Below are 25,000 nucleotides of genomic sequence, written 5' to 3'. Positions count from 1 at the left end.
CCGGCGACGACGCCGACGAAGAGGGTCGACGCGACCGCGGTCGCGACCGGGAAGGAGGCGACCGCGACGACCGCGACGGGCAGCGCCGCGAAGGCGGCCATCACGCGCGGCGAGGGCAGGGGGGCTGACGGGTCGGGACCCGCGTACGGGTCGGGGTGTACGGTGCGTCTGGAGCGGGATCGGTCTCGTCTCATGGTTGGATGGGGGCGGGTGGCGCGAGGGCCTCGCGCCGCGGTCTGGTGCTGTGCGTCGGTCGGGGACCGTGTCGAGTGCGTCGCGGTCCGGTCGGCGTCCGGGAGCGGTCGTCGCCCGCGGGAGGTCGTCGCCCGCGGGCCGGTCATCGGTCGCGGTCGGTCGCCGCTCGCTCTCGCGAGCGGGCCTCCGAGACCCCGACGACGTCGGTGAGGTCGGCGACCCCGACGTCCGGCGCGAGCCGGACCGAGGCGTCGACGTCGACCGTGAGGTCGTTGAGGCGGGGGCGGAGGTCGACCACGTCGACGCGTTCGACGTCGACGCCGTCGCGACCCTCGAGCTTCGATCGGACGCCGGCGTGGAGGTCGCCCGCGGCGTCGCGGGGGACCGCCACCCGGAGCGCGACGTCGGTCGCGCGGTGGCAGGGTGGGGCTGCCATACGGACCCGGGAGGGAGTCGATTCCTCACCCCGAGGCTCTGCCGCTTGAGCTACCGGGTCTAACGGTCGAAACGACCAGAGCGTCGGGGGACGGGGAAAGAAGACGGCACGCGCCTCGACGGGCGGGGGCCGACCGTCCCCGCGTCGGGGTCACGCGGCGACGGCGTCGAGACGAGCGACGACCGACCCGCGGACCCGCTTCCCGACGCTCCGAAGGGGGGCGAACGTCGGAATGGGGTCGCGGACGGTCATGGTGGGGGCGCCCGGCGGGAGATCCGCTCGGACGTGTACTCACGCAGAGGGGGAACCGAATTAATAGTTGCCCGAGTGTGGGGATCAATGGCGTGATTCGACGCCGGTGAAATATGACTATTGAGTATAATAAATGGGATGACATCGGCGGACGATTCCGCCTCGGATCACCAATACACTAAGGATGCCGGCGACCGTACACGTGGTAGACGTGTCCAGCCTGTTGCCGGTCATCGCGGCGATTCTTGTGTCGGGGCTCGTCGTCCAACTGGTCGCCCACCGACTGAAGGTGCCGAGCGTCATTTTCTACCTCCTCATCGGGGTGGTGCTGGGGCCGGAGGTGTTGGGGCTCGTGACCCTCGAGACGTTCGGGAACGGGTTGGAGATCATCGTCGGGATCAGCGTCGCGATCATCGTCTTCGAGGGCGCGTTCGCCCTGCGGATCGAGCGTATCCGCGGCGCGTCCACGGTGTCGCTCCGGCTCGTGACGGTCAGCGCGCTCGTGATGTTCCTCGGAACGGCGGCCGCGGTTCGGTTCTTCGAAGGCGCCGACTGGGAGATCGCGCTGCTCATCGGGGCGCTGCTCGTGGCGACGGGGCCGACCGTGATCACGCCGATACTCAACGTCGTCCGCGTCAGGGACCACGTCGCGACGGCGTTAGAGACCGAGGGGATCGTCAACGACGTGACGGCCGCGATCGTCGCCGTGGTGATCTTCGAGACGCTGCTGCTCGACGACCTCGGCGTTCCGGCGACCCTCTTCTCGTTCGTCGAGCGGCTCGGCGTCGGCGTGGCCGCCGGAGTGCTCGCGACGGTGATCATCTACTTGCTGCTGGACAGCGAGTTCGTCCCCGACCGCGACGTGCAGGCGTCGCAGTTCCTCGTGTTGGCGGCGGCGGTCGGGGCGTTCGCGGCCGCCGAGGCCGTCGCCGCCGAGGCGGGGATCGCGGCGGCGGCGACGAGCGGGATCCTCCTCGGCAACCTCGACATCGCTCACAGAGAGGAGATAGAGCGGTTCGCGGAGAACACGACGCTCGTCGTCCTCTCGTTCGTGTTCATCTCGCTGGCCGCGCTGATCGACGTCCAAGCGATCGCGGCGCTCGGCGTCGGAGCCGTCGGGCTCGTGCTCGTGATCATGCTCGTGCTCCGACCGCTCGGGGCGATCATCGCCACCGCCGGCGTCGAGCGGTTCACGTGGCCGGAGCGGCTGTTCATCGCCGGTGTCGGTCCGCGCGGGATCATCCCGGCGAGCGTGGCCACCCTGTTCGCCATCGAGCTGGAGCTCGCGGGGAACGTGGCGCAGGGCCAGCTGCTGGTCGGGACGGTGTTCGCCGTCATCTTCGCGACGGTCGCGATCGAGGCCGGGCTCGCGCGGCAGATCGGCGACTTCCTCGGAGTGTCACCAATGCGCACGATAATCATCGGCGGCGGTCGGGTCGGCCGGGCGCTCGCCACACGGCTGGAGCGGCGGGGAGAGTACGTCGTCATCGTCGAGATAGACGACGAAGAGGCCGAAGGAGCGCGCTCGGACGGGTTCACCGTGTACGAGGGCGACGGCAGCGACACGGAGACGCTGCGCGGCGCCGGGATCGAGGACGCCAAGCGGGTGATCACGGTGACCGGTGACGACGACATCAACCTCCTCGCGTGCCAGCTGGCGATCACGAAGTTCGACGTGGAATCGGTGTACTCGCGGGTGAACGAGCCGGACAACGTCGACGCCTTCGACAGTATCGGCGTGAAGGCGATCGACTCGCCGACGGCGACCGCGGTGGCCATCGACGACGAGATCGAGCGGCCGGCGATCACCCACTGGATGAGCGAGCTCGGAGACAGCCACGACGTGCAGGAGGTCGAGGTGACCTCGGAGGATCTCACCGGCAAGAGCATCCGCGACCTCAACGCGCAGATCCCCGACGGGACGTTCGTCGCCGTCGTCAGCCGCAACGGCGAGAACCACGTGCCGTCGGCGGACAGCGTGCTGGAGTACGGCGACCACGTCACCTTTATCGGCGACACGGACGCCGTCAGGAAGGCGATGAACCGGTTCCACCCGCACGACTGATCGGCGACGCGGGCCACGGTCGGCGTCGTCGCGAGCGCGGCTCCCGCCTCACTGACACCGGTTCTGTCGGAAGGTCACGTCGAAGACCGACTGCAGAGTGACGTAGAGCACCTCGCCGTAGGTGGCGCCCGGCGGACAGTCCGGGACGAACGTGTACTCACCGATGAGGCCGAGTCCCGAGACGTGCACGCGAATCAGCGCCCGTGCGGACTCGAAGGCGTCCTCGATCACCGACAGGGCCTCCTCCGGACCGGACGGGCCGACGGAGATGGTCTGCTGGAACACTACGTTCTCCGAGAGTCCCGACTCCACCGCGGCCGGGAGCACTTCGAGTTCGATCGTTCGTTCGGCGTCGAAGTCGCCGCCGACCTCGATGGTCACCGTCTGTGGGTCTCCGAACCTCTCTCTGAGAGAACAGCCGCCGAGTGCCCCGAGCACACTCGTTCCGAGCGTCCCGAGAATCGCTCGCCGCGTGCGCTCCATGTCGCGTTGCACCTCGTCCGGTTTCTTCAACGTTGGGGCTCGGCGACCGAGCGGCGGAGCCCCGAACGGGCGAGCGTGAGGCACGTCAGGACCGAACGCCGCGGCTGCCGAACGAAGTGAGGCAGCCGCAAAGTGAGCGTCCTGACGGAGATTTGAACTCGGAAAGACCGTCGGCCTCGCTTCGTCGCCGGCGCTTCGCGCCGGCTGCCTGCGAGACCGAAGGTCTCGCTTCGCTCGGCCGCTGCGACTTTCCTGCTCAAATCTCCGCGGCGTTTTCGGACACACCAAACGGCGAGCACCGCGAGCCGTGCGTGTGTCCGAAAACGTTCTGACGGAGTCTCACGCGAGCGAAGCGAGCGTGAGGCACGTCAGGACCGAACGCCGCGGCTGCCGAACGAAGTGAGGCAGCCGCAAAGTGAGCGTCCTGACGGAGATTTGAACTCCGGTCCCTGGCTCCGCAAGCCAAGAGGATAGTCCACTACCCTACCAGGACTCAATCAAACGTACCGCGGTAGAACTTAAGACGGTTACGGTCCGTAGGCCGCGTGGCGGAGGGTCGCATGCGGCGCGGTCGGGAGAGACGGCCGTGGACGGATTGCACACCTTTTGTATCGAGGGGACCGATGAGCCCATATGACGGAACTCCGATCCGCGACGGCGACGCCGCGGACCCGACGGGCGACGACGCCCCGGCACGGACCAGAAGCGGGCGTGGGTTCGGCCGTGAGACCCCGGCAAGGACAACGCTTATCCGCGGACTCGACAACCGAGGAGGTACGCGTATGGGAGTGATAGAGGACGTCTACGAGGACCTCGACACCGACGTCGAGTTCGAGGAGTTCGAGGCGGCCGTCGAGGACAAGGTCGAGCAGATGGGCGGGCTCGCCGACGAGGAGACGGCCGCGATGCTGATCGCCCACGAGCTTCGCGACGAGGAGGCCGACACGATCGCCGACATCGAGCCGGGGATGAACGACGTGAAGTTCCTCGGGAAGGTGACCTCCATCGGCGAGGTCCGGACCTTCGAGCGCGACGAGGAGGACGCCGAGGAGGGGCGCGTCTGCAACGTCGACGTCGCGGACGCCTCCGGCTCCGTGCGGGTCGCCCTCTGGGACGAGATGGCCGCGGCGGCCGTCGAGCAGCTGGAGGTCGGTCAGGTGCTCCGCGTCATGGGCCGCCCGAAGGAGGGGTACAGCGGCCTCGAGGTGAGCGCCGACAAGGTCGAGCCGGACGAGGACGCCGAGGTCGACGTGCAGGTGCTCGACACCTACCGCGTCGAGGACCTCTCGCTCGGCGCCTCCGACGTCGACCTCGTCGGGCAGGTGCTCGACACCGACTCGGTCCGGACGTTCGACCGCGACGACGGCAGCGAGGGGCGCGTGGCCAACCTCACCGTCGGCGACGAGACGGGCCGCGTGCGCGTCACGCTGTGGGACGACAAGGCCGACCTCGCGGACGAGTTCGAGGCCGGCGAGGTCGTCGAGGTCGGCGACGGCTACGTCCGCGAGCGCGACGGTGACTTGGAGCTCCACGTCGGCGACCGCGGAACCGTCGAGCGCGTCGACGAGGACGTCGAGTACGTCCCCGAGACGACCGACATCGCCGACCTGGAGATCGGCGAGACGGTCGACGTCGGCGGGGGCGTCATCGAGACGGACCCGAAGCGCACGTTCGACCGCGACGACGGCAGCGAGGGGCAGGTGCGGAACGTCCGGATCAAAGACGAGACCGGCGAGATCCGCGTCGCGCTGTGGGGCGACAAGGCCGACCGCGAGATCGACCTGGCGGACCGCGTCGTCTTCACCGATGTGGAGATCCAAGACGGCTGGCAGGACGACTTGGAGGCGTCCGCGAACTGGCGCTCGACGGTCACCGTTCTCGACGAGGGGGCGGAGGCGGCGGGCAACGCGGAGACCGACGCGTCCGGGTCCGGCGACGGTTCCGGAAACAGCGACCGCGCCGCGAGCGACACCGGACTCGGCGCCTTCGCTGAGGACGGACAGAAGGCGGCGACCGAGGCCGTCTCCGGCGGGGCCGGCGGGGAGGAGAGCGCCGGATCCGGCGGCACGGCGACCGCGACTGCGACCACGGAGGAGGTCGAGTTCACGGGGACCGTCGTGCAGACCGGCGACCCCGTCGTGTTGGACGACGGCCAGCGGACGAAGAGCGTCGAGACCGACGCGAGCCTCCGGCTCGGCGAGGAGATCACCGTACGGGGCGCGGAGCGCGACGGGACGATCCACGCGGACGACGTGTTCTGACCGTCGCGGGCCGCTCCGTCCCGACTGACTCCGGTTTCGAGGGCGCCGAACAGCGACGCGACGAGTAGCCGCGACGCCAGCGCTCGGGCGCGGAGACGCCGGTAACGGAAAGCGTTATACGGTACACGGACGCGACTGTGTGTATGAGTGTCGAGTTGCCGTTCGCGCCGGTCGACGGGATCATCCGGCGGAACGCCGGGGAGCTCCGCGTCAGCGCCGACGCCGCCGAGGAGCTGGCGCGCCGCATCCAATCGCACGGTGCGGAGCTGGCGATCGACGCGGCCGAGCGGGCAACCGAGGACGGACGGAAGACGCTGATGGCGTCGGATTTCGGCGTCGAACAGGTGATCGCCCGAGAGGATCTCACCCTGCCCGTCGCCCCCATCGACCGGATCGCGCGGCTCCGGATCGACGACCGATACCGGGTCGGCGTCGACGCGCGGATCGCGTTGGCCGACATCTTGGAGGACTACGCGGACAACGTCGCGAGCGCCGCCGCGACGCTCGCGCGACACGCCGACCGACGGACCGTACAGGCCGAGGACATCGAAACGTACTTCGCGCTGTTCGAGTAGATGCGGTTTGGCTACAGCGAGCGGTGTCTCGCGCACGACACGGGGGAGCGGCATCCGGAGAATCCGGACCGACTGCGCGCGATCCGCCGCGGCCTCGCCAAGCGGCACGGCGTCGAGTACGCCGAGGCGGACCCGGCGACCCGCGAGGAGGTCGTCGCCGTCCACGACGCGGAGTATGTAGACGAGTTCGAGGCGTTCGTCGACGACGGGGGCGGAAGCTGGGACCCGGACACTGTCGCGAGCGAGGGGACGTGGGACGCCGCGCTCACCGCGGCCGGCCTCGCGCAGTGGGCCGCCCGATCGGCGCTCGACGGGGCCGACGGCCGGGACACCCCGTTCGCGCTCGGCCGCCCCCCGGGCCACCACGCGGTCCCCGACGACGCGATGGGGTTCTGCTTCTTCAACAACGCCGCCGTCGCGGCCCAGACGGTCCTCGACGAGGGCGCCGCAGACCGGGTCGCGATCTTCGACTGGGACGTCCATCACGGGAACGGCACCCAGGACGTGTTCTACGACCGTGGCGACGTGCTCTACTCGTCGATCCACGAAGACGGGCTCTACCCGGACACCGGCGACCTCGAGGAGACCGGCCGCGACGACGGGGAAGGGACCACGGTGAACCTCCCGCTCGCGGCCGGCGCCGGCGACGCCGACTACCGCTACGCCATCGACGAGGCGATCGGGCCGGCGATCGACCGGTTCGACCCCGATCTGCTGATCGTCTCCGCGGGGTTCGACGCGCACCGCCACGACCCGATCTCGCGGATGCGCGTCTCCTCGGAGGGGTACGCGATGATGACCGACCGAATCCGGTCGGTCGCCGGCGACGCCGACGCGGTCGAGGCCTACGTGCTGGAGGGCGGCTACGGGCTCGACACCCTCGCCGAGGGGGTCTCGATGGTTCACGAGACGTACGACGGTCGAACGCCGGTCACCGACGACGAGGAGCCGGACGCGAAGACGGAGTCGTTAGTGGCGGACCTGCGGGAGTTGCTCGACCTATAGGCGGCACCGACCGGCGATCCGGGACCCGACGGACGCGCCGATCAGGCGGCTTCGCTCGTCGGTTAGCGTCGACAGAAACGCCCGGAACGGGGGTTGAGCCACAATCGTTCCACTCGTTTCGCTCGCGTCACTCTCTGATTCACACCCGCAGCGATCGATTTCGACGAACGGCTCGCTACGCTCGCCGTATTGTTCGGAGAAAACGCCCGGAGCGGGAGTTGAACCCGGAGGACTTCGTTCACTCCGTTCGCTCGTCCTCAGATTCAACTCCCTGCGAAACGATTCGTCGCCGCCGGTATCGACTCGCTGCGCTCGTCGATTGGCGGCGACAGAATACGCCCGGAGCGGGATTTGAACCCGCGTCACGACCGTGACAGGGTCGTATGATGGGCCACTACACCATCCGGGCAAACAGCGACAAAGCCCCGAAACGGGGGACGCCCGGAGCGGGATTTGAACCCGCGTCACGACCGTGACAGGGTCGTATGATGGGCCACTACACCATCCGGGCTTGTCGCAGTCATTCGTACCCCTGTCTGGCAAATAAGGCTTGTCATCGCCGGCGACGATGGGGACGGGTGACAGGGCGAGACGGCCGGCCGCGTCGCCGCTCGCGGCGGTAGCCTTTTGTATAATACCCGCATGAGTGTGAGTATCGCACGCCCCCGTCGTCGTGAGCCGCGCGCGGCGGAGCCGGTTGGCAAGTCTTATGCCGCTGGCGCATATAGCGATCTGTAGTATCTCGTGATAGCTTCTTTCAATAACCACCACCCATGGTAGACGTAAGCCAACACGAACTCGTCCCGGACCACGTCCTCCTCGACGACGACGAGGTCGACGAAGTCCTGGCGGAGTACGACGTGAAACGGACGAACCTACCGAAGATCAAACGCACGGATCCCGCGATCCCCGACGAGGCCGAGGTCGGCGACGTGGTGAAGATCGTTCGAAACTCCCGCACGACGGAGGAAGCGGTCGTGTACCGATTAGTCGTCTCATGAACAGGCAAGACCGACGCGTGGTTTCACGCGAGTACTTCTCCGACGAACGGCTGGCCGAACACCACTTCCGATCGTTCAACAACTTCCTCGACCGCGGCATGCAGGAAGTCGTCGACGAGAAGGAGACGATCGAGACCGACATCGGCGACAAGGAGGGCCAAGAGCCCGTCTACGTCGAACTCGGCGACGTGCGGATGGTCACCCCGCGCGTTCGCGAGGCCGACGGCTCGGAGGAGCTGCTGTACCCGCAGGAGGCCCGCCTGCGGAACATCACCTACTCGGCGCCCGTCTTCATGGAGATGTCCATCGTTCGCGGCGGCGAAGACGAGCCCGAACAGGTCGTCGACACCACCGAGACGAAGGTCGGCCGGATGCCGATCATGGTCGGCTCGGACAAGTGTAACATGGCCGGCTTCTCGGACGAGGAGCTCATCGACATCGGCGAGGACCCCGTCGACCCCGGCGGTTACTTCATCGTCAACGGCTCCGAGCGCGTGCTGATGACCTCGGAGGACCTCGCGCCGAACAAGATCCTCGCGGAGTACGACTCGAAGTACGGCGACGAGATCCAGGTCGCGAAGACGTTCTCCCAGCGCCGCGGCTACCGCGCGCTGGTGCTGTGCGAGCGCAACCGCGAGGGGCTGCTCGAAGTGTCGTTCCCGTCCGTCTCGGGCTCGATCGACTTCGTGACCCTCGTCCGCGCGCTCGGACTGGAGTCGGACGAGGAGATCGTCCACCGCGTCTCGGACGACCCCGAGATCGTGAAGTTCATGCTGGAGAACTTGGAGGAGGCGGAGGTGCAGACGACCGAGGAGGCCATCGAGACCCTCGGCGAGCGCGTCGCCTCCGGCCAGGGGAAGAACTACCAGCTCAAGCGGGCGAACTACGTCATCGACCGCTACCTCCTGCCGCACCTCCACGAGGAGGGCGTCGAGGAGGAGGACGTCCGGATCAACAAGGCGTACTACCTCTGCCGGATGGCCGAGGCGTGTTTCGAGCTCGCCTTGAACCGCCGCGAGTCCGACGACAAGGACCACTACGCCAACAAGCGCCTGAAGGTCTCCGGCGACCTGATGCGCGACCTGTTCCGGACCGCCCTGAACAAGCTGGCGCGCGACGTGAAGTACCAGCTGGAGCGCGCGAACATGCGGAACCGGCAGCTCACGGTCAACACGGTCGTTCGCTCGGACGTGCTGACCGAGCGGCTCGAACACCCGATCGCGACCGGGAACTGGGTGGGCGGTCGCTCGGGCGTCTCCCAGCTCGTCGACCGGACGGACTACATGGGCGTGCTCTCGCACCTGCGGCGCCTGCGCTCGCCGCTGTCGCGGTCGCAGCCGCACTTCGAGGCGCGGGACCTCCACGCGACCCAGTGGGGTCGCATCTGTCCCTCCGAGACGCCGGAGGGGCCGAACTGCGGGCTCGTGAAGAACTTCGCGCAGTCGATGGAGCTGTCGCAGACGGTCGAGGACGAACAGGGGCTGAAACGAGAACTGGCGTCGATGGGTGTCGAGGGGATCCCCGGCATCGAGGGCGTCGAACGACAGACGGCGGACGACTAATATGGCTCAGGCAGAACGCGAAGCGAAGGTGTACGTCAACGGGAGCCTCGTCGGGACCCATCCGGACCCCGAGGCCCTCGCCGAACAGATCCGCGAGGCGCGCCGCCGTGGCGATGTCTCCGACATGGTGAACGTCTCGGTCAGGGACCGGACCCAAGAAGTGATCGTCAACGCGGACGCGGGGCGGGCCCGCCGGCCGCTGATCGTCGTCGAGAACGGCGAGCCGCTGCTCGGCGACGAGGAGATCGAGGCGCTCGAGCGCGGCGACATCGAGTTCGAGGACCTCATCGACCGCGGCTACGTCGAGTTCATCGACGCCGAGGAGGAGGAGGACATCCTCGTCGCCGTCGACGAGGAGGACGTGACCGAGGACCACACGCACCTCGAGATCGACCCGCAGCTCGTGTTCGGTATCGGCGCGGGGATGATCCCGTACCCCGAGCACAACGCGAGCCCGCGCATCACGATGGGCGCGGGGATGATGAAGCAGTCCCTCGGGCTCCCCTCCGCGAACTACCGGATCCGGCCTGACACGCGTCAGCACCTGCTGCACTACCCGCAGCTGGCGATGGTGAAGACGCAGACGTCCGACCAGATCAGCTTCGACAAGCGGCCGGCGGCGCAGAACTTCGTCGTCGCCGTGATGTCCTACGAGGGGTTCAACATCGAGGACGCGCTGGTGATGAACCAGGGCTCCGTCGACCGCGCGCTCACCCGCTCGCACTTCTTCCGGACCTACGAGGGCGAGGAGCGCCGGTACCCCGGCGGTCAAGAGGACCGCTTCGAGATCCCCGACCAGGACGTCCGCGGCGCGCGCGGCGAGGAGGCGTACACCCACCTCGACGAGGACGGCCTGGTCAACCCCGAGACGAAGGTGGACGAGTCCTCGGTACTCCTGGGCAAGACCAGCCCGCCGCGCTTCCTGGAGGAGCCCGACGACATGGGCGGGCTCTCCCCGCAGAAGCGCCGGGAGACCTCGGTCACGATGCGCTCGGGCGAGTCGGGCGTCGTCGACACCGTGACGCTGATGGAGGGCGAGGACGGCTCCAAGCTCTCGAAGGTGAAGGTTCGCGACCAGCGCGTCCCCGAGCTGGGCGACAAGTTCGCGTCCCGCCACGGCCAGAAGGGCGTCGTCGGCCACCTCGCTCCGCAGGAGGACATGCCGTTCACCGAGGAGGGGGTCGTCCCCGACCTCGTGATGAACCCGCACGCCCTGCCGTCCCGGATGACGGTCGGCCACGTGCTGGAGATGCTCGGCGGCAAGGTCGGTTCGCTCCGCGGCTCGCGGGTCGACGGCACGCCGTTCCAGGGCGAAGACGAGGAGGAGCTCCGCGAGGGGCTCGAGGAACACGGATTCAAGTCCTCCGGCAAGGAGGTCATGTACTCCGGCGTCACCGGCGAGAAGATCGACGCGGAGATCTTCGTCGGGACGATCTTCTACCACAAGCTGTACCACATGGTGTCGAACAAGCTCCACGCTCGCTCGCGCGGGCCGGTCCAGGTGCTCACGCGCCAGCCGACCGAGGGGCGCGCCCGCGAGGGCGGCCTGCGCGTCGGTGAGATGGAGCGCGACACGATCATCGGCCACGGCGCGTCGATGGTGCTCAACGAGCGGCTGTTAGAGTCGTCCGACGCCGAGACGGTCCACGTCTCCGCGGAGACGGGGCTCGTCGCCGTCGAGGACCGCGAACAGCGCCGGGTGTACGACCCGGTCACGGGCGACGAGGACGACATCCACGAGCTCGAAGTGAGCTACGCGTTCAAGCTCCTGCTCGACGAGATGATCGCCCTGGGAATCCGACCGAAGCTCGAACTGGAGGACGCTATTTAAATGTCAATGCAAACACCGAAAGTGCTCGGCGGCATCGACTTCGGCCTCATGGACCCGGAAACGTACCGGGACATGTCGGCGACGAAGGTGATCACGGCCGACACGTACGACGACGACGGCTACCCGATCGACATGGGGCTGATGGACCCGCGGCTCGGCGTCATCGACCCCGGCCTGGAGTGCCGGACCTGCGGCTCCCACTCCGGCTCCTGTAACGGTCACTTCGGCCACATCGAGCTGGCCGCGCCCGTCATCCACGTGGGCTTCACGAAGCTCATCCGGCGCCTGCTCCGCTCGACGTGCCGCGAGTGCGGCCGACTCGCCCTGGACGAGGCGCAGCGCGACGAGTTCCGCGACCGCTACGAGCGGGCGAAGGAGCTCGGCGACGACGAGCACGACGTGCTGAAGGCCGCCGTCCGGCAGGCCCGGAAGGCGTCGACGTGCCCGTTCTGCGGCGAGCCGCAGGCGGACATCAAACACGAGAAGCCGACCACCTACTACGAGGTGCAGGACGTGCTCTCGGGCGACTACTCCGAGCGGATCGCGGCCGCGATGCAGCCCGACGAGGAGGAGGATGACCCGGGGACCTCCCCGCAGGAGCTCGCCGAGAAGACCGACATCGCCTTAGACCGGATCAACGATATCATGGCCGGCGAGTTCCGCCCGCGCAAGGAGGACCGCCGGTCCATCGAGAAGGCGCTCGACGTCGACCTCACCGAGGAGGACATGAACAAGCTGATGCCCTCGGACATCCGCGACTGGTTCGAGGACATCCCGAACGAAGACTTAGAGGTCCTCGGCATCGACGCGGAGGACTCCCGACCGGAGTGGATGATCCTGACGGTCCTCCCCGTCCCGCCGGTGACCACGCGCCCCTCCATCACGCTCGATAACGGCCAGCGCTCCGAGGACGACCTCACGCACAAGCTGGTCGACATCATCCGGATCAACCAGCGGTTCATGGAGAACCGCGAGGCGGGCGCCCCGCAGCTGATCATCGAGGACCTCTGGGAGCTGCTTCAGTACCACGTCACCACGTTCGTCGACAACGAGATCAGCGGGACCCCGCCGGCGCGACACCGCTCCGGCCGCCCCCTCAAGACGCTCAGCCAGCGGCTGAAGGGGAAGGAGGGCCGCTTCCGCGGCTCGCTGTCCGGGAAGCGCGTCAACTTCTCCGCTCGGACCGTCATCTCGCCGGACCCGACCCTCTCGCTGAACGAGGTCGGCGTGCCGGACCGCGTCGCCAAGGAGATGACGCAGACGCTCAACGTCACCGAGCGCAACGTCGAGGAGGCGCGCCAGTACGTCCGGAACGGCCCGGAGGCGCACCCCGGCGCGAACTACGTCCGACGACCTGACGGGCGTCGCCTGAAGGTGACCGAGAAGAACTGCGAGGAGCTCGCCGAGAAGGTGGAGGCCGACTGGGAGGTCAACCGGCACCTCGTCGACGGCGACATCGTGATCTTCAACCGGCAGCCCTCGCTGCACCGGATGTCCATCATGGCCCACGAGGTCGTGGTGATGCCGTACAAGACGTTCCGGCTCAACACCGTCGTCTGTCCGCCGTACAACGCCGACTTCGACGGCGACGAGATGAACATGCACGCGCTCCAGAACGAGGAGGCCCGCGCCGAGGCGCGCGTCCTCATGCGCGTGCAAGAACAGATCCTCTCGCCGCGGTTCGGCGGGAACATCATCGGCGCGATCCAGGACCACATCTCCGGGACGTACCTGCTCACGCACTCGAACCCCGAGTTCACCGAGACGCAGGCGCTCGACCTGCTCCGGGCGACGCGAGTGGACGAGCTCCCCGAGGCCGACGGCGTCGACGACGACGGCCGCGACTACTGGACCGGCCGGACGCTGTTCTCCGAGCTGCTGCCCGACGACCTCACGCTGCACTTCTCGTCGTCGACCGGCGACGACGTCGTCATCGAGAACGGCCAGCTGGTCGAGGGGACGATCGACGAGGACGCGGTCGGCGCCTTCGGCGGCGAAGTCGTCGACACCCTCACCAAGGAGTACGGCGAGACGCGCTCGCGCGTGTTCATCAACGAGATCGCGTCGCTCGCGATGCGCGCGATCATGCACTTCGGCTTCTCGATCGGGATCGACGACGAGTCGATCCCGCCGGAGGCCGAAGAGCAGGTCGACGACGCGATCGAGAGCGCGTACGACCGCGTCCAGGAGCTGATCGCGACGTACGAGGCCGGCGAGCTGGAGTCGCTGCCGGGCCGCGGCGTCGACGAGACCCTGGAGATGAAGATCATGCAGACGCTCGGAAAGGCCCGCGACTCGGCCGGGGAGATCGCCGACCAGCACTTCGGCGACGACAACCCGGCGGTCGTGATGGCCCGCTCCGGCGCGCGTGGCTCGATGCTGAACCTGACGCAGATGGCCGGCTCCGTCGGCCAGCAGGCGGTCCGCGGCGAGCGGATCAACCGCGGCTACGAGGACCGGACGCTCTCTCACTACAAGGAGAACGACCTCTCCGCGGAGGCGCACGGCTTCGTCGAGAACTCCTACCGCGGCGGGCTCACGCCCGAGGAGTTCTTCTTCCACGCGATGGGGGGCCGCGAGGGGCTGGTCGACACGGCGGTCCGGACCTCCAAGTCCGGCTACCTGCAGCGCCGCCTCATCAACGCGCTCTCCGAGCTGGAGGCGCAGTACGACGGCACGGTCCGAGACACCTCGGGCCGGATCGTCCAGTTCGAGTTCGGCGAGGACGGCACCTCGCCGGTGAAGGTGTCCTCCGGCGAGGGCGACGGCATCGACGTGGACGACATCGTCGACCGCGTCGTCGACTCCGAGTTCGACTCCGACGACGAGAAGGAGCGGTTCCTCGGCGAGCGCACGCCGCCGACGAACCTGTCGGAGCACGCCGGACCCGGCCTGAACAAGGCCTCGGGGGTGGAGTCGGATGACTGAGTACGACCACGTCACCGACGACATGGAGGCGGTCGTGGAGGCGACCGAGCTGCCCAGCCGCCTCAAAGACGAGGTGTACGAGGCGCTCGAGAAGAAGGGCGAAGAGACCGGCGAGATCACGGTCGAGCAGGCCACCGAGGTCGCGACGGGCGTCGAGAACCGCTACGTCGAGACGCGCGTGGACCCGCTCGACCCCGTCGGCACCGTCTCCGCGCAGTCGATCGGCGAGCCCGGAACGCAGATGACGATGAACACGTTCCACTACGCCGGCGTCGCGGAGATCGACGTCACGCAGGGGCTCCCCCGGCTCATCGAGCTGGTGGACGCCCGGAAGACGCCGGACACGCCGATGATGACCGTCCACCTCGAGGGCGAGTACGCGACGGACCGCGAGAAGGCCCACGAGGTCGTCTGGTCCATCGAGGCGACGCGCATCCTCGCGCTCGGCGACGTGTCGACGAACGTCGCCGACATGCTGGTGCGGATCGACCTGAACGACGACACCCTGCTCGAGCGGTGGCCGACCCACTCCGATCCCTCGGAGGTCGCCGAGATCATCGCCGAGACGATCGAGGACTCGCTCGGCGTCGACACCCGGCAGTCGGGCACCGTCATCGAGTTCGGCCCCGGAGAGCCGAGCTACCGCGAGCTGCTCCAGCTCGTCGAGCGGCTCCGGGAGATAGTGTTCAAAGGGATCGAAGAGATCGAGCGCGTCGTCATCCGGAAAGAGGAGATCGACGGCGACGAGGAGTTCGTCCTCTACACCGAGGGATCGGCGTTCGGCGACACTCTCGACATCGAGGGCGTCGACGCCTCGCGCACGACGTGTAACAACATCCACGAGATCTACCGCAACCTCGGCGTCGAGGCGGCCCGCGAGACGATCATCGACGAGACGAAGAACACGCTCGAAGAGCAGGGGCTCGACGACGTGAACGTCCGCCACCTGATGCTCGTGGCGGACATGATGACGACCAACGGCGAGATCGACTCGATCGGCCGCCACGGCATCTCGGGATCGAAGGACTCCGTGCTCGCGCGCGCGGCGTTCGAGGTGACGGTCAACCACCTGCTCGACGCCGCGATCCACGGCGAGTACGACGAGCTCGACGGCGTCATCGAGAACGTCATCGCCGGCAAGCCGATCTCGCTCGGCACCGGCGACGTCGACCTCCGGATGGGGTCGCGCGTCGTGGGCGACGACTGATGTACGTCGAGCTCTCCGACGAGGCGCGGCGCTACATCGGTCGGTTCGACGAGCTGACCGGGGTCGCGCCGAAGGACTGCCTCGTGGAGGGCGACCGGCTCGTGTTCCTCGTGCCGGCCGGCGAGATGGCCGCCGCGATCGGACAGGCGGGCGAGACCGTCGAGGAGGCGGAGCGGCGGCTGGGCAAGTCGGTCGAGCTGGTGGAGGACGCGGACACGCCGGAGGCGTTCGTCTCGAGCGCGCTCGCGCCCGCGGCGGTCAACGCCGTGACCATCTCCGAGCAGAACGACCGCGTCGCGTACGTCGAGGTGCCGGAGCCGGACCGCGGCGTCGCCATCGGCGCCGACGGGACCAACATCGAGACGGCACGGACGCTGGCCAAGCGCCACCACGACATCGACGACGTGCAGCTGACGTAGGTCGCGATCCCGCGTCTAGCCGTCCGCGAACGTACGTTCCGTATCCGGGGATCCGCGCGCTTTTGACCGCGGCTCCGTTTTGTGACCCATGAACCGCAGACGCCTCCTCGCGAGCCTCGGGACCGCAGTCGCGGTCGGGAGCGCCGGCTGTTCCGACGACGACGGTGACGGGTCGGGCAACCCGACCGACGACGGGTCCGACCGCCCGTTCACCGACGCGAACTGGCGCGACGGCGACGCGCTCGCGCTCGACGCGCTCGCCGAGTCCCACGTCGACGCGTTCGTCGACGCGGGCGGCTTCACCCTGTTCTCGACGGCCGAGACGAGTCACGACGGCGACGCGGATCCGACGCCGTGGCTCCCGTCGCAGGTGTACGAATCGGGCTACGACCTCGAGAACGGTCGCCAGTACGTGAGACAGGAGCTGACGGAGACGGAAGAGCCGGACGTCACGGAGCTGTACATCGCCGGCGACGAACTGCTGTTCCGGCGGCAGACCGACGGCGAGACGCAGTACGACCGCCAGTCGGTGGACCGCTCGGAGGGCGACCTCGAAGAGGCGATGCGACAGGAGGCGCTGACGGGGATCCGCGTCGAGGGGGAGACGGAGACCGGCGAGACGCAGTACGAGGGACTGAACCGCTGGAACATGGCGAGCGACGGGGCGGGCGAAGTCCGCGGCGAGACGACCGCCCGGTTCACCGCCGACGAGTTCGACGGCGACCGGAACATCCCCGAGACCGTCGAGACCGCGTCCGCGACGGCGCACGTGTACGAAGCCGGCGTCGTCCCGCGGCTGGAACAGTCGTGGGCCGGCGGACACGACGGGGGAGAAGCGACCGTCGACATCGACATCGACTACCGCGATCCCGGGGCGGAGATCCCCGAACCCGACTGGGTCGCCGACGCCCGCGAGGCGACGAGCGAGTGATGACGACCGGCGGCGACGGCGACTCGCGGTCGGCGGCGAACGACGGGCGCTCGCGACGGCTTACCGTCTCAGCGGAGACGAGCGGCGGTCGTTTCGAATGCGCTCGTGGAGAGAAACACTCTCAGAACGGACGAGAGGTACCGCTCGGGCGATCTGAGGGCGTTTCGCCGCGTCGAAAGACGACGCTTAAGTAGCTCCGTTCGGAAGTAGACGTACGATGGCGAACGGCAAATACGCGGCCCGTAAGCTCAAACAGGACCGGCAGAAGCGCCGCTGGTCCGACTCCGAGTACGCTCGGCGAGAGCGCGGGCTCAAGAAGAAGTCCGACCCCCTCGAGGGCGCCCCGCAGGCTCGCGGGATCGTCCTGGAGAAGGTCGGAATCGAAGCAAAGCAGCCGAACTCGGCGATCCGAAAGTGCGTCCGCGTCCAGCTCATCAAGAACGGGAAGCAGGTCACCGCGTTCTGTCCCGGTGACGGCGCCATCTCGTTCATCGACGAGCACGACGAGGTCACGATCGCCGGGATCGGCGGGGCTAAGGGTCGCGCGATGGGCGACCTCTCCGGTGTCAACTACAAAGTCGAGAAGGTCAACGGCGTCTCCATGATCGAACTGGTTCGCGGAAACGCGGAGAAGCCCGTCAGATGAGCGGCGAGGAGACCGAGGCGCCGTCCGACGAGGACGTCGCCGCCGACGAACCGGATCCGGACGCGCCCGCGTCCAGCGAGGCCGCCAACGAGAACGCCAAGCTGTTCGGCGTCTGGGACGTCACCGAGATCGCCTACGAGGACCCCTCGACGAAACGCTACATGACCGTGACGCCCATCGCCCACACGATGGGGCGCCACGCGTCGAAGCAGTTCAAGAAGTCCGAGATCTCCCTGGTCGAGCGGCTGATCAACCGCCTGATGCAGACCGACGAGAACACGGGCAAGAAGCAGCAGGCGACGCGGATCGTCCGCGACGCCTTCGACATCGTCCACGAACGGACCGAGGAGAACCCGGTGCAGGTCCTCGTTCGCGCGGTCGAGAACGCCGCGCCGCGGGAGGAGACCGTCCGCCTGAAGTACGGCGGCATCTCCGTCCCCAAGGCGGTCGACGTCGCGCCCCAGCGCCGCGTCGACCAAGCGCTGCTGTTCATCTCTGACGGCGTCGCCAGCGCGACGTACAAGTCGAGCACCGCCGCCGCCGAGGCGCTCGCCAACGAGCTTACGACCGCTGCCGACTACGACGCCGACCGCTCCTACTCCATCTCGCAGAAGGAGGAGCGCGAGCGCGTCGCCGCCGCGGCCCGCTAACGAGGCGGACCTCGGCGAGCCGACCGGCGCCGAGCGATTCTCTCTCCGTGCCCCCCGAGCGACAGCCTCGTCCGGACCGCGAAGGCTCTGACTCCTGACTCCCGCCGCCTCGTGTCACAGGTCCCGGCGAGCCTGCGGGTCTGGCAATATTTACTTGTGGGTCCTCCGGAAACACGCTCGCCGTATGGCAAACGCGCTGATGCAGTCCTGGCGGCGGTACCGCGAGGTACCGATCGTGTATCGCATCGGACTGGCGTTCGTGCTCGGTTCGGTGTTCGGGCTCGTCGTGGGGCAGCCGGCGACGGTGCTCCAGCCGCTCGGCGACCTGTTCGTGAACCTGCTGAGCATGCTGATCGTCCCGATCGTCGTGTTCACGCTGCTGATGGGGGCGCGGCGGCTCTCGCCGAGCAACCTCGGGAAGATCGGCGGGCAGGTGGTCGGGTTGTACGCGCTCACCTCGGCCGCGGCGGTCGGGTTCGGACTGCTAGTCGCGAACCTCATCGATCCGGGAGCCAACCTCGAACTGGGCGACGCGGAAGCACAGACCGCAGAGGCGCCCGACATCGTCGAGGTGCTCCTCGGGATCGTTCCCGAGAACCCGATCGGCGCGATGGCGGCCGGGGACATTCTCCCGACGATCTTCTTCGTCATCGTGTTCGGACTCGCGCTGGCGCTCGTCGAGCAGTCCACCGACTCGGCCGACATCCGCGAGGGCGTCGAATCGTTCTACAACTTGGCTGAGGCGGGCGCAGAGGCGATGTTCAAGGTCGTCTGGGGCGTGATGGAGTACGGCGTGATCGGCGTGTTCGCGTTGATGGCGGCGGTGTTCGGCGAAGCCGGCGTCGACGCGATCGTCCCGTTCGCCCTGCTTATCGCCACACTAGCGATCGCCGTCGCCGCGCACATCGCGGTCGTCCACCTCGGGGTCATCGTGCGGCTGCTCGCCGGACAGTCGCCAACAGCCTTTCTCGCCGGGGGACGCGACGCGCTGATCACCGCGCTGTCGATCCGCTCGTCGAGCGGGACGCTTCCGGTGACGATGGCGAACGCCGACGACAACTTCCACATCGACGAAGGGGTCTACAGCTTCTCGTTGCCGCTTGGCGCGACGATCAACATGGACGGCACCGCCCTCTACCAAGGCGTGGCCGCGGTCTTCGCCGCGAATCTCGTCGGCGTACAACTGTCCATCGCCGAACAGGTGACCGTCGTCCTCGTGGCGGTGCTGGCGAGCGTCGGGGCGGCGGGCGTGCCGGGGACCGGGCTCATCATGTTGACGCTCGTGTTGACGCAGCTCGGACTGCCGCTCGAAGTCGTCGGGTTCGTCGCCGGCGTCGACCCGATCCTGGATCGGCTGCGGACGATGACCAACATCAGCGGCGATCTGGCGGTCGCCACGATCGTCGCGAAGTGGAACGACGCGGTCGACTTCACGCGGGGCGCGTGGGTCGGGAAGAGCGATGACCTCGGCGTCGCCGCCGGCGACGATTAAAAACGGAGTAAGCTGGGACGATCGGCGTCGGCGGTCGCCTCAGTCGTCGGCCGGCGCCGCGCCGGAGCCGTCGTCGACGTGCTGCTGTTTGACCCACGAGAGCTTGCCGCCGGCGGCGAGGATGTCGCGCTCGCGCTCGGAGGCGTCGAGGTCGGCGGTGAACTCCCACTCGCCGTTGACGCTCACGGTGAACTCCTCCTGCCCGGAGGAGACGCCCGCGGGCACGTCGTCGACGATCTCGAGGTCGTCGCCCTGCTCGATCTCCTCGTACGTCTCCGCGTCGATCGCCAGCGGGACGATGCCGAAGTTGAACAGGTTCGCCTTGTGGATACGGGCGAAGCTCTGCGCGAAGACCGCCTCGATGCCGAGGTACATCGGACAGAGGGCGGCGTGCTCGCGGGAAGAGCCCTGCCCGTAGTTCTCGCCGGCGACGAGGACGCCGCCGTCGGCGTCGAGCGCGCGCTGCGCGAACGTGTCGTCGACGCGCGAGAGCGTGAACTCGGAGAGCTTCTCGATGTTCGAGCGGAACTTCAGGATGTCCGCCGTCGCCGGGATGATGTGGTCGGTGGTGATGTTGTCCTCCATCTTGAGGAGCGCCTCACCGCCGTCCACGTCGATCCCGTCCTTGAGCGGCACGTCGCCGATGTTCGGGCCCTTGACGAGACCGTCGTCGATCGCCTCGTCGGGCGAGATGATGTCGGAGTCGGACTCACCCATGCCGGGGCCGTACTTCGTCCCCATTTCCAGGCCGGGCTCCTCGAGGTCGCCGAGGTCGTCCGCGAGGTCGCGCGGGTCGACGATCTCGCCGGTGATGGCCGCCGCGGTGGCGACCTCGGGCGAGCAGAGGAAGACGGAGTCGTCCTCGATGCCCGAGCGGCCCTCGAAGTTGCGGTTGAAGGTGCGCAGCGAGACGGAGTCGGAGGCGGGCACGTGACCGATGCCGATACACGCGCCGCAGGTCGCCTCGGAGAAGTTGACGCCGGCCGCCATCATCTCCGCGGTCCAGCCCTCGCGGGCCAGCATCTCGGACGCCTGCTTGGAGCCGGGCGCGACGATCATCTCGGTGCTCTTGGACACCTCGCGTCCCTCCAGCATCTTCGCGCTGGGGAGGATGTCCTCGTAGGCGCCGTTGGTACAGGAGCCGATGATGACCTGCTCGACGTCGGTGCCCTCGTACTCGCTGACGGGGGCGACGTTGTCGGGCATCGACGGGGCGGCGACGAGCGGTTCGAGGTCGGAGAGGTCGACCTCGATCGTCTCCGCGTACTCCGCGTCGTCGTCGGGCTGGAGGTCGACGTACTCCTCTTCGCGGTCCTGACGGGAGAGCCAGTCTTTCGTCTTCTCGTCGGTCGCGAAAATGGAGGAGGTGGCGCCGAGCTCGGTGCCGAGGTTGGTGATCGTGGTCCGCTCGGGGATCGAGAGGTTCTCGGCGCCAGGGCCGGTGTACTCGAAGATCTTGCCGACGCCGCCCTTGACCGTCAGATCGCCGAGGAGGTGGAGCGCGATGTCCTTCGCGGTCGCCCACTCGGGGAGCTCGCCCTCGAGGTGGACGTTGACGACCTCGGGCATCTCGACGTAGTAGGGGCCGCCGCCCATCGCGACGGCGATGTCGAGCCCGCCGGCGCCGATCGCGAGCTGGCCGAGCCCGCCGGGGGTCGGCGTGTGCGAGTCGGAGCCGAGCAGCGTCTTGCCGGGCGCCGCGAAGTTCTCCTTGTGGACCTGGTGGCAGATGCCGTTGCCGGGCCGCGAGAAGTAGGCCCCGTACGTGCCGGCCGCGGAGCGGAGGAACCGGTGGTCGTCGGTGTTCTTGAAGTCGAACTGGTACGTCTGGTGGTCGCAGTACTGCGCGGCGAGCTCCGTCTGGATCTCGTTCATCTCCAGCGCCTCGAACTGGAGCCACACCATCGTCCCCGTCGTGTCCTGCGTCAGCACTTGGTCGATCTCGATGCCGATCTCCTCGCCGGGCGTCAGCTCGCCCTCGACGAGGTGGTCACCGAGGATCTTCTCCGTAATCGTTTGTCCCATATCATCCGCACGTCGCTCTCCCGTGGATATAAAACCCGCGAGTTTCCCGAAAGATCGACCGTGTAGGATCCGTCTGACCGGCAATTCTTGGCGGGAGATCGGCGGGATATCGTTCCCCGTGAGAGCGGTATCCGTAACGAGTGTATAAGGCTCATAAAGGCCGTTGGCGGCCGGATTATCCGGATCTCACGGCGGCGTCGGCCGGGCCGGTGCGCGTCGCGACCGGGTGCGACACCGTTTAGTCTCGCCCGCGGATTCGGTCGGGCATGTTCGACTCGGGAGCAACGGTCGCGGCGGCGCTGGAAGCCGGCGACGCCGACCTCGACGACGCGCAGCGACAGCCGAACGGCGTCGACCTCACGGTCGGAGAGGTCTTCGAGCAGACGGCGCCCGGACGGATCGGCCGCGACGGGAAGCGCGTCGGCGAGCGTGAGCCGGTACCGCTCGAAGACGGCGTCTACCGGCTGGAGCCGGGAACGTACGTGGTCCGGTACGGGGAGCCGGTGCGGATACCGAGCGAGCGGGTCGGGTTCGTGCTCCCGCGGTCGACGCTGCTGCGGAACTCCTGTACCCTCGACACCGCCGTCTGGGACGCCGGCTACGAAGGCGTCGGCGAGGGCCGCCTCGACGTGGGCCACGCTCTTGAGATCGAGCCCGGCGCGCGGATCGCCCAGTTGGTTCTCGCCGCCGCCGATCACGACGGAGCGTACGAGGGGTCGTATCAGGGGGAAAATCTCTGAGAGCGTCGGGGGAGGACCGCTGAGAATATCAGGGGAGGACCGCTGAAAAACGGGCGCGGAGTCGGCGACGCTCGCACGCGCCGGGGGCGCGGCCGCGGAAGACGGTCTTCGCTCGCCGACATGAGGCCGTCGCTCATCGATACGAAAGGACGAACGGCACGCCCGTGCCGGGAAAAGGTGGCACAGGCGTGCCGTTCAGTAGGTCCCCGCTGACGCTTCGGCCCTCCAAGCGAAGCGTCAATCGAGATAAGCAGTGGAACGCACTTAAGGGTAGCGGGGGCGGCAGGGCTATCGGATTCGGATCCAGTGAAGTCGACAGGAGAATCGGCCGACGCGAGCGACCTACCGCCTCGCCGGATGGTCGTCGCGGAGCCGGGACTGCCCCTCGCCGAGCAGCCGCTCGCGGAGGGTGCCGTCGCCGCGGGGAGCGTCGCCGGCGTCGTCCGGGTCCGGAACGAGTCCGCGCTCGCGGAGCTCCGGGACGACGAGGTCAACGAAGTCCGTCAGCGAGTCGGGGCGGACGACCTCCTTCACGTTGAATCCGTGGACGCCGACCTCCTCGTGCCAGTACGCCAACTCGTCGGCGACCACCTCGGGGGTACCGACGATCTTCGGTGAAGTGGTGCCGAGCCCGCAGAACTCCGCGACCTCGCGGACCGTCCACTCGCGGTCCGGCTGCGCCTTCGTGAACGCGTTCATCGTCCCCTGTATCGCGTCCGTCTCGATGTGCTCGACCTTCTGGTCGGGGTCGAGCTCCGAAAGGTCCATGTCGAGGAAGCCGGAGAGGAGCGCGAGCGTCGCCTCGACGTCGACGTGGCGCGTGTACTCCTCGTGCTTCGCCTCCGCTATCGCCTGCGTCTCGCCGACGACGGGGACGACGCCGATGAAGAACTTCAGGCTCTCGGGGTCGCGGCCGTGGTCGGCCGCGCGCGATTTCACGTCGGCCATGTACTCGCGAACGCCCTCCTCGGTCGGCTGGCTGGCGAAGACGGCCTCGGCGTTCGCGGCCGCGAACTCCCGGCCACGGTCGGAGGAGCCGGCCTGATACACGACCGGGGTCCGCTGCGGCGAGGGCTCGCAGCCGTGGGGGCCGGGCACGGAGAAGTGCTCCCCCTCGTGGGCGATCGCAGACACCTTCTCGGGGTCGGTGTAGCGCCCGGCCTCGCGGTCGACCTCGACCGCGTCGTCGTCCCACGACTCCTCCCACAGCTTGTAGCAGACGTCGAGGAACTCGTCGGCGCGGTCGTAACGCGTCTGCTTGTCCATCCGCTCCGAGAGCCCGAGGTTTTCGGCGGCCGACTGGAGGTAGGAGGTGACGACGTTGATCGCGATCCGCCCGTCGGTGAGGTGATCGAGCGTGGAGAACTCCCGCGCGAGCTGGTAGGGATGGGTGTACGTCGTCGACCGCGTCACGGCGAACCCGAGGTCGTCGGTGACCTCCGCCATCGCGGGGACGACGAGCTGCGGGTCGCTCGCGGGCGTCTGGACCCCCTTCTCGACGGCCGTGTGCCGGTCGTCGCCGTACACGTCGTAGATCCCGCGCACGTCCGCGAAGAACACCGCGTCGAACCCGCCGCGCTCGGCGGTCCGGGCGACCTCGGTCCAGTACTCCCGGTCCGCGTACTCCGGCGACCGGTCGCCGGGGAAGGTCCACGACCCCGGCGAGACGTGCTCGACGGAGGCCATGGTAAAGAGGTTGAGATGCAGGTGGTCGGGCATGGACGCGGATACGGGAGGCCCCGGTAATACCCCACAGAAAGGGGCGTCACTTGTCGGCGTCGCGGACGCGGGGAGCGGCGGCGGTGAGCCCGACGGGGCGGGACGACCGTGCGGAGGGGAAGCGGCCTACGGAGACGCCGTCTCCGGCGAGGAGACGTACGCGGCGAAGTCGGAGGTCGTGATGATCCCGATGGGCGTGTCGCCGTCGACGACGGGCACGTGGTGGAACCCGTGCTCGACCATGACCGCGGCGATCGCGGAGACGGAGTCCTGCGCGCTCGCCGTGATGGGATCGCGCGTCATGTACCGCTCGACGGTCGTCTCCGCCTTCGGCTGGCTCTTCGCGACGATGTCGACGAAGTCGGTCGTGGTGAGGATGCCGACTAGGGCGCCGTCGTCGTCGACGACCAGCGCCGAGCTGATGTCGTTGTCGAGCAGCACGGCGGCCGCGTCCTCGACCAGCGTGTCCGGCGTTACCGTGTGGAGCTCGCTCGTCATCAACCGCGCGACGAACACGTCTTCGATGTCGTCCATACGTGTGAGTCCGTCGCTCGGGGTATAAGGATTCCCACAACGA

At 68.1% G+C, this 25,000-nt stretch carries 20 protein-coding genes and 3 tRNA genes; 15 read left to right on the top strand and 8 right to left on the bottom strand.

Going from position 1 to position 25,000, the window contains the following annotated elements; translation table 11 throughout:
• Positions 1-337: 337 nt before the first annotated feature.
• Entirely contained in the window at positions 338-631 is a 294-nt protein-coding gene (locus tag DJ73_RS00455) for a hypothetical protein (RefSeq protein ID WP_094522278.1), read from the bottom strand.
• A 436-nt stretch (positions 632-1,067) separates the two neighbouring features.
• Here DJ73_RS00455 and DJ73_RS00450 point away from each other — a divergent pair, with 436 nt between their 5' ends.
• On the top strand, positions 1,068-2,948 hold the full coding sequence (locus tag DJ73_RS00450; protein WP_176451045.1) for a cation:proton antiporter: 1,881 nt from the start codon (positions 1,068-1,070) through the stop codon (positions 2,946-2,948).
• A gap of 48 nt (positions 2,949-2,996) precedes the next feature.
• Here DJ73_RS00450 and DJ73_RS00445 read toward each other — a convergent pair whose 3' ends face one another.
• On the bottom strand, positions 2,997-3,431 hold the full coding sequence (locus tag DJ73_RS00445) for a hypothetical protein (RefSeq protein WP_094557037.1): 435 nt from the start codon (positions 3,429-3,431) through the stop codon (positions 2,997-2,999).
• 420 nt (positions 3,432-3,851) lie between these two features.
• A tRNA-Arg gene (locus DJ73_RS00440) sits at positions 3,852-3,924 on the bottom strand.
• Positions 3,925-4,213: 289 nt separating this feature from the next.
• Here DJ73_RS00440 and DJ73_RS00435 point away from each other — a divergent pair.
• From DJ73_RS00435 to DJ73_RS00425, 3 genes are all read left to right on the top strand, one after another.
• Complete coding sequence (locus DJ73_RS00435; protein WP_094557036.1) at positions 4,214-5,692, top strand: single-stranded DNA binding protein; 1,479 nt, start codon at positions 4,214-4,216, stop codon at positions 5,690-5,692.
• Positions 5,693-5,835: 143 nt separating this feature from the next.
• The gene (locus DJ73_RS00430; protein WP_094522281.1) at positions 5,836-6,267 is read left to right on the top strand and encodes a histone; all 432 of its coding nucleotides are present in this window, start codon (positions 5,836-5,838) and stop codon (positions 6,265-6,267) included.
• Positions 6,268-7,272, top strand: coding sequence for a histone deacetylase (locus DJ73_RS00425; RefSeq protein WP_094522282.1), 1,005 nt, complete (start codon positions 6,268-6,270; stop codon positions 7,270-7,272).
• Between the two features lie 336 nt (positions 7,273-7,608).
• On the opposite strand, the gene DJ73_RS00420 is transcribed toward DJ73_RS00425, so the two are convergent.
• Both DJ73_RS00420 and DJ73_RS00415 read right to left on the bottom strand, forming a co-directional pair.
• A tRNA-Asp gene (locus DJ73_RS00420) sits at positions 7,609-7,681 on the bottom strand.
• Positions 7,682-7,710: 29 nt separating this feature from the next.
• Positions 7,711-7,783 (bottom strand) — tRNA-Asp (locus DJ73_RS00415).
• Between the two features lie 262 nt (positions 7,784-8,045).
• Here DJ73_RS00415 and DJ73_RS00410 point away from each other — a divergent pair.
• The 10 genes from DJ73_RS00410 to DJ73_RS00365 all read left to right on the top strand — a co-directional run bounded on the left by DJ73_RS00410 (position 8,046) and on the right by DJ73_RS00365 (position 19,939).
• A complete protein-coding gene (locus DJ73_RS00410; RefSeq protein ID WP_094522283.1) occupies positions 8,046-8,273 on the top strand; it encodes a DNA-directed RNA polymerase subunit H in 228 nt (75 codons plus the stop codon).
• Positions 8,270-9,835 carry a DNA-directed RNA polymerase subunit B'' gene (locus DJ73_RS00405; protein WP_094522284.1) on the top strand — a complete coding sequence of 522 codons (1,566 nt, stop codon included), beginning with the start codon at positions 8,270-8,272 and terminating at the stop codon, positions 9,833-9,835. The genes DJ73_RS00410 and DJ73_RS00405 overlap by 4 nt, the downstream gene beginning before the upstream one ends.
• Position 9,836: 1 nt before the next feature.
• Complete coding sequence (gene rpoB, locus DJ73_RS00400) at positions 9,837-11,666, top strand: DNA-directed RNA polymerase subunit B (protein WP_094522285.1); 1,830 nt, start codon at positions 9,837-9,839, stop codon at positions 11,664-11,666.
• 6 nt (positions 11,667-11,672) lie between these two features.
• Positions 11,673-14,594, top strand: a complete 2,922-nt coding sequence (locus DJ73_RS00395) for a DNA-directed RNA polymerase subunit A' (RefSeq protein WP_094522286.1) — start codon at positions 11,673-11,675, stop codon at positions 14,592-14,594.
• On the top strand, positions 14,587-15,801 hold the full coding sequence (gene rpoA2 / locus DJ73_RS00390) for a DNA-directed RNA polymerase subunit A'' (RefSeq protein ID WP_094522287.1): 1,215 nt from the start codon (positions 14,587-14,589) through the stop codon (positions 15,799-15,801). Before DJ73_RS00395 ends, rpoA2 begins: the two co-directional genes overlap by 8 nt.
• On the top strand, positions 15,801-16,220 hold the full coding sequence (locus DJ73_RS00385) for a NusA-like transcription termination signal-binding factor (RefSeq protein ID WP_094522288.1): 420 nt from the start codon (positions 15,801-15,803) through the stop codon (positions 16,218-16,220). Before rpoA2 ends, DJ73_RS00385 begins: the two co-directional genes overlap by 1 nt.
• Before the next feature lie 88 nt (positions 16,221-16,308).
• Positions 16,309-17,151, top strand: a complete 843-nt coding sequence (locus DJ73_RS00380) for a hypothetical protein (RefSeq protein ID WP_094557035.1) — start codon at positions 16,309-16,311, stop codon at positions 17,149-17,151.
• A gap of 217 nt (positions 17,152-17,368) precedes the next feature.
• Complete coding sequence (locus DJ73_RS00375; protein ID WP_004048726.1) at positions 17,369-17,797, top strand: 30S ribosomal protein S12; 429 nt, start codon at positions 17,369-17,371, stop codon at positions 17,795-17,797.
• Positions 17,794-18,447 carry a 30S ribosomal protein S7 gene (locus tag DJ73_RS00370; RefSeq protein WP_094522290.1) on the top strand — a complete coding sequence of 218 codons (654 nt, stop codon included), beginning with the start codon at positions 17,794-17,796 and terminating at the stop codon, positions 18,445-18,447. Before DJ73_RS00375 ends, DJ73_RS00370 begins: the two co-directional genes overlap by 4 nt.
• Positions 18,448-18,631: 184 nt before the next feature.
• Positions 18,632-19,939, top strand: a complete 1,308-nt coding sequence (locus DJ73_RS00365; protein ID WP_176451044.1) for a dicarboxylate/amino acid:cation symporter — start codon at positions 18,632-18,634, stop codon at positions 19,937-19,939.
• A gap of 39 nt (positions 19,940-19,978) precedes the next feature.
• On the opposite strand, the gene DJ73_RS00360 is transcribed toward DJ73_RS00365, so the two are convergent.
• Complete coding sequence (locus DJ73_RS00360; protein WP_094527135.1) at positions 19,979-21,964, bottom strand: aconitate hydratase; 1,986 nt, start codon at positions 21,962-21,964, stop codon at positions 19,979-19,981.
• A 266-nt stretch (positions 21,965-22,230) separates the two neighbouring features.
• Here DJ73_RS00360 and DJ73_RS00355 point away from each other — a divergent pair, with 266 nt between their 5' ends.
• Positions 22,231-22,704, top strand: coding sequence for a deoxyuridine 5'-triphosphate nucleotidohydrolase (locus tag DJ73_RS00355; RefSeq protein ID WP_094522293.1), 474 nt, complete (start codon positions 22,231-22,233; stop codon positions 22,702-22,704).
• 342 nt (positions 22,705-23,046) lie between these two features.
• Here DJ73_RS00355 and DJ73_RS00350 read toward each other — a convergent pair whose 3' ends face one another.
• Positions 23,047-24,423, bottom strand: coding sequence for an LLM class flavin-dependent oxidoreductase (locus DJ73_RS00350; RefSeq protein ID WP_094522294.1), 1,377 nt, complete (start codon positions 24,421-24,423; stop codon positions 23,047-23,049).
• A gap of 126 nt (positions 24,424-24,549) precedes the next feature.
• On the bottom strand, positions 24,550-24,957 hold the full coding sequence (locus DJ73_RS00345; RefSeq protein ID WP_094522295.1) for a cyclic nucleotide-binding/CBS domain-containing protein: 408 nt from the start codon (positions 24,955-24,957) through the stop codon (positions 24,550-24,552).
• Positions 24,958-25,000: the final 43 nt, after the last annotated feature.

The sequence above is a fragment of the Halorubrum sp. Ea1 genome (assembly GCF_002252965.1).
GTDB lineage: Archaea > Halobacteriota > Halobacteria > Halobacteriales > Haloferacaceae > Halorubrum.
The sequence above is the reverse complement of the archived record's forward strand: the minus strand, read 5'-3'. Positions and strand labels throughout refer to the sequence as shown.

Excerpts from the sequence above, each read along its gene's own strand:
- DJ73_RS00350 (WP_094522294.1), bottom strand. The coding sequence starts at position 24,423 with ATGCCCGACCACCTGCATCTCAACCTCTTTACCATGGCCTCCGTCGAG.
- DJ73_RS00445 (WP_094557037.1), bottom strand. The coding sequence starts at position 3,431 with ATGGAGCGCACGCGGCGAGCGATTCTCGGGACGCTCGGAACGAGTGTG.
- DJ73_RS00455 (WP_094522278.1), bottom strand. The coding sequence starts at position 631 with ATGGCAGCCCCACCCTGCCACCGCGCGACCGACGTCGCGCTCCGGGTG.
- DJ73_RS00375 (WP_004048726.1), top strand. The coding sequence starts at position 17,369 with ATGGCGAACGGCAAATACGCGGCCCGTAAGCTCAAACAGGACCGGCAG.
- rpoA2 (WP_094522287.1), top strand. The coding sequence starts at position 14,587 with ATGACTGAGTACGACCACGTCACCGACGACATGGAGGCGGTCGTGGAG.
- DJ73_RS00395 (WP_094522286.1), top strand. The coding sequence starts at position 11,673 with ATGCAAACACCGAAAGTGCTCGGCGGCATCGACTTCGGCCTCATGGAC.
- DJ73_RS00355 (WP_094522293.1), top strand. The coding sequence starts at position 22,231 with ATGTTCGACTCGGGAGCAACGGTCGCGGCGGCGCTGGAAGCCGGCGAC.
- DJ73_RS00430 (WP_094522281.1), top strand. The coding sequence starts at position 5,836 with ATGAGTGTCGAGTTGCCGTTCGCGCCGGTCGACGGGATCATCCGGCGG.
- DJ73_RS00380 (WP_094557035.1), top strand. The coding sequence starts at position 16,309 with ATGAACCGCAGACGCCTCCTCGCGAGCCTCGGGACCGCAGTCGCGGTC.
- DJ73_RS00410 (WP_094522283.1), top strand. The coding sequence starts at position 8,046 with ATGGTAGACGTAAGCCAACACGAACTCGTCCCGGACCACGTCCTCCTC.
- DJ73_RS00360 (WP_094527135.1), bottom strand. The coding sequence starts at position 21,964 with ATGGGACAAACGATTACGGAGAAGATCCTCGGTGACCACCTCGTCGAG.
- rpoB (WP_094522285.1), top strand. The coding sequence starts at position 9,837 with ATGGCTCAGGCAGAACGCGAAGCGAAGGTGTACGTCAACGGGAGCCTC.
- DJ73_RS00370 (WP_094522290.1), top strand. The coding sequence starts at position 17,794 with ATGAGCGGCGAGGAGACCGAGGCGCCGTCCGACGAGGACGTCGCCGCC.
- DJ73_RS00450 (WP_176451045.1), top strand. The coding sequence starts at position 1,068 with ATGCCGGCGACCGTACACGTGGTAGACGTGTCCAGCCTGTTGCCGGTC.
- DJ73_RS00365 (WP_176451044.1), top strand. The coding sequence starts at position 18,632 with ATGGCAAACGCGCTGATGCAGTCCTGGCGGCGGTACCGCGAGGTACCG.
- DJ73_RS00385 (WP_094522288.1), top strand. The coding sequence starts at position 15,801 with ATGTACGTCGAGCTCTCCGACGAGGCGCGGCGCTACATCGGTCGGTTC.
- DJ73_RS00405 (WP_094522284.1), top strand. The coding sequence starts at position 8,270 with ATGAACAGGCAAGACCGACGCGTGGTTTCACGCGAGTACTTCTCCGAC.
- DJ73_RS00425 (WP_094522282.1), top strand. The coding sequence starts at position 6,268 with ATGCGGTTTGGCTACAGCGAGCGGTGTCTCGCGCACGACACGGGGGAG.
- DJ73_RS00435 (WP_094557036.1), top strand. The coding sequence starts at position 4,214 with ATGGGAGTGATAGAGGACGTCTACGAGGACCTCGACACCGACGTCGAG.
- DJ73_RS00345 (WP_094522295.1), bottom strand. The coding sequence starts at position 24,957 with ATGGACGACATCGAAGACGTGTTCGTCGCGCGGTTGATGACGAGCGAG.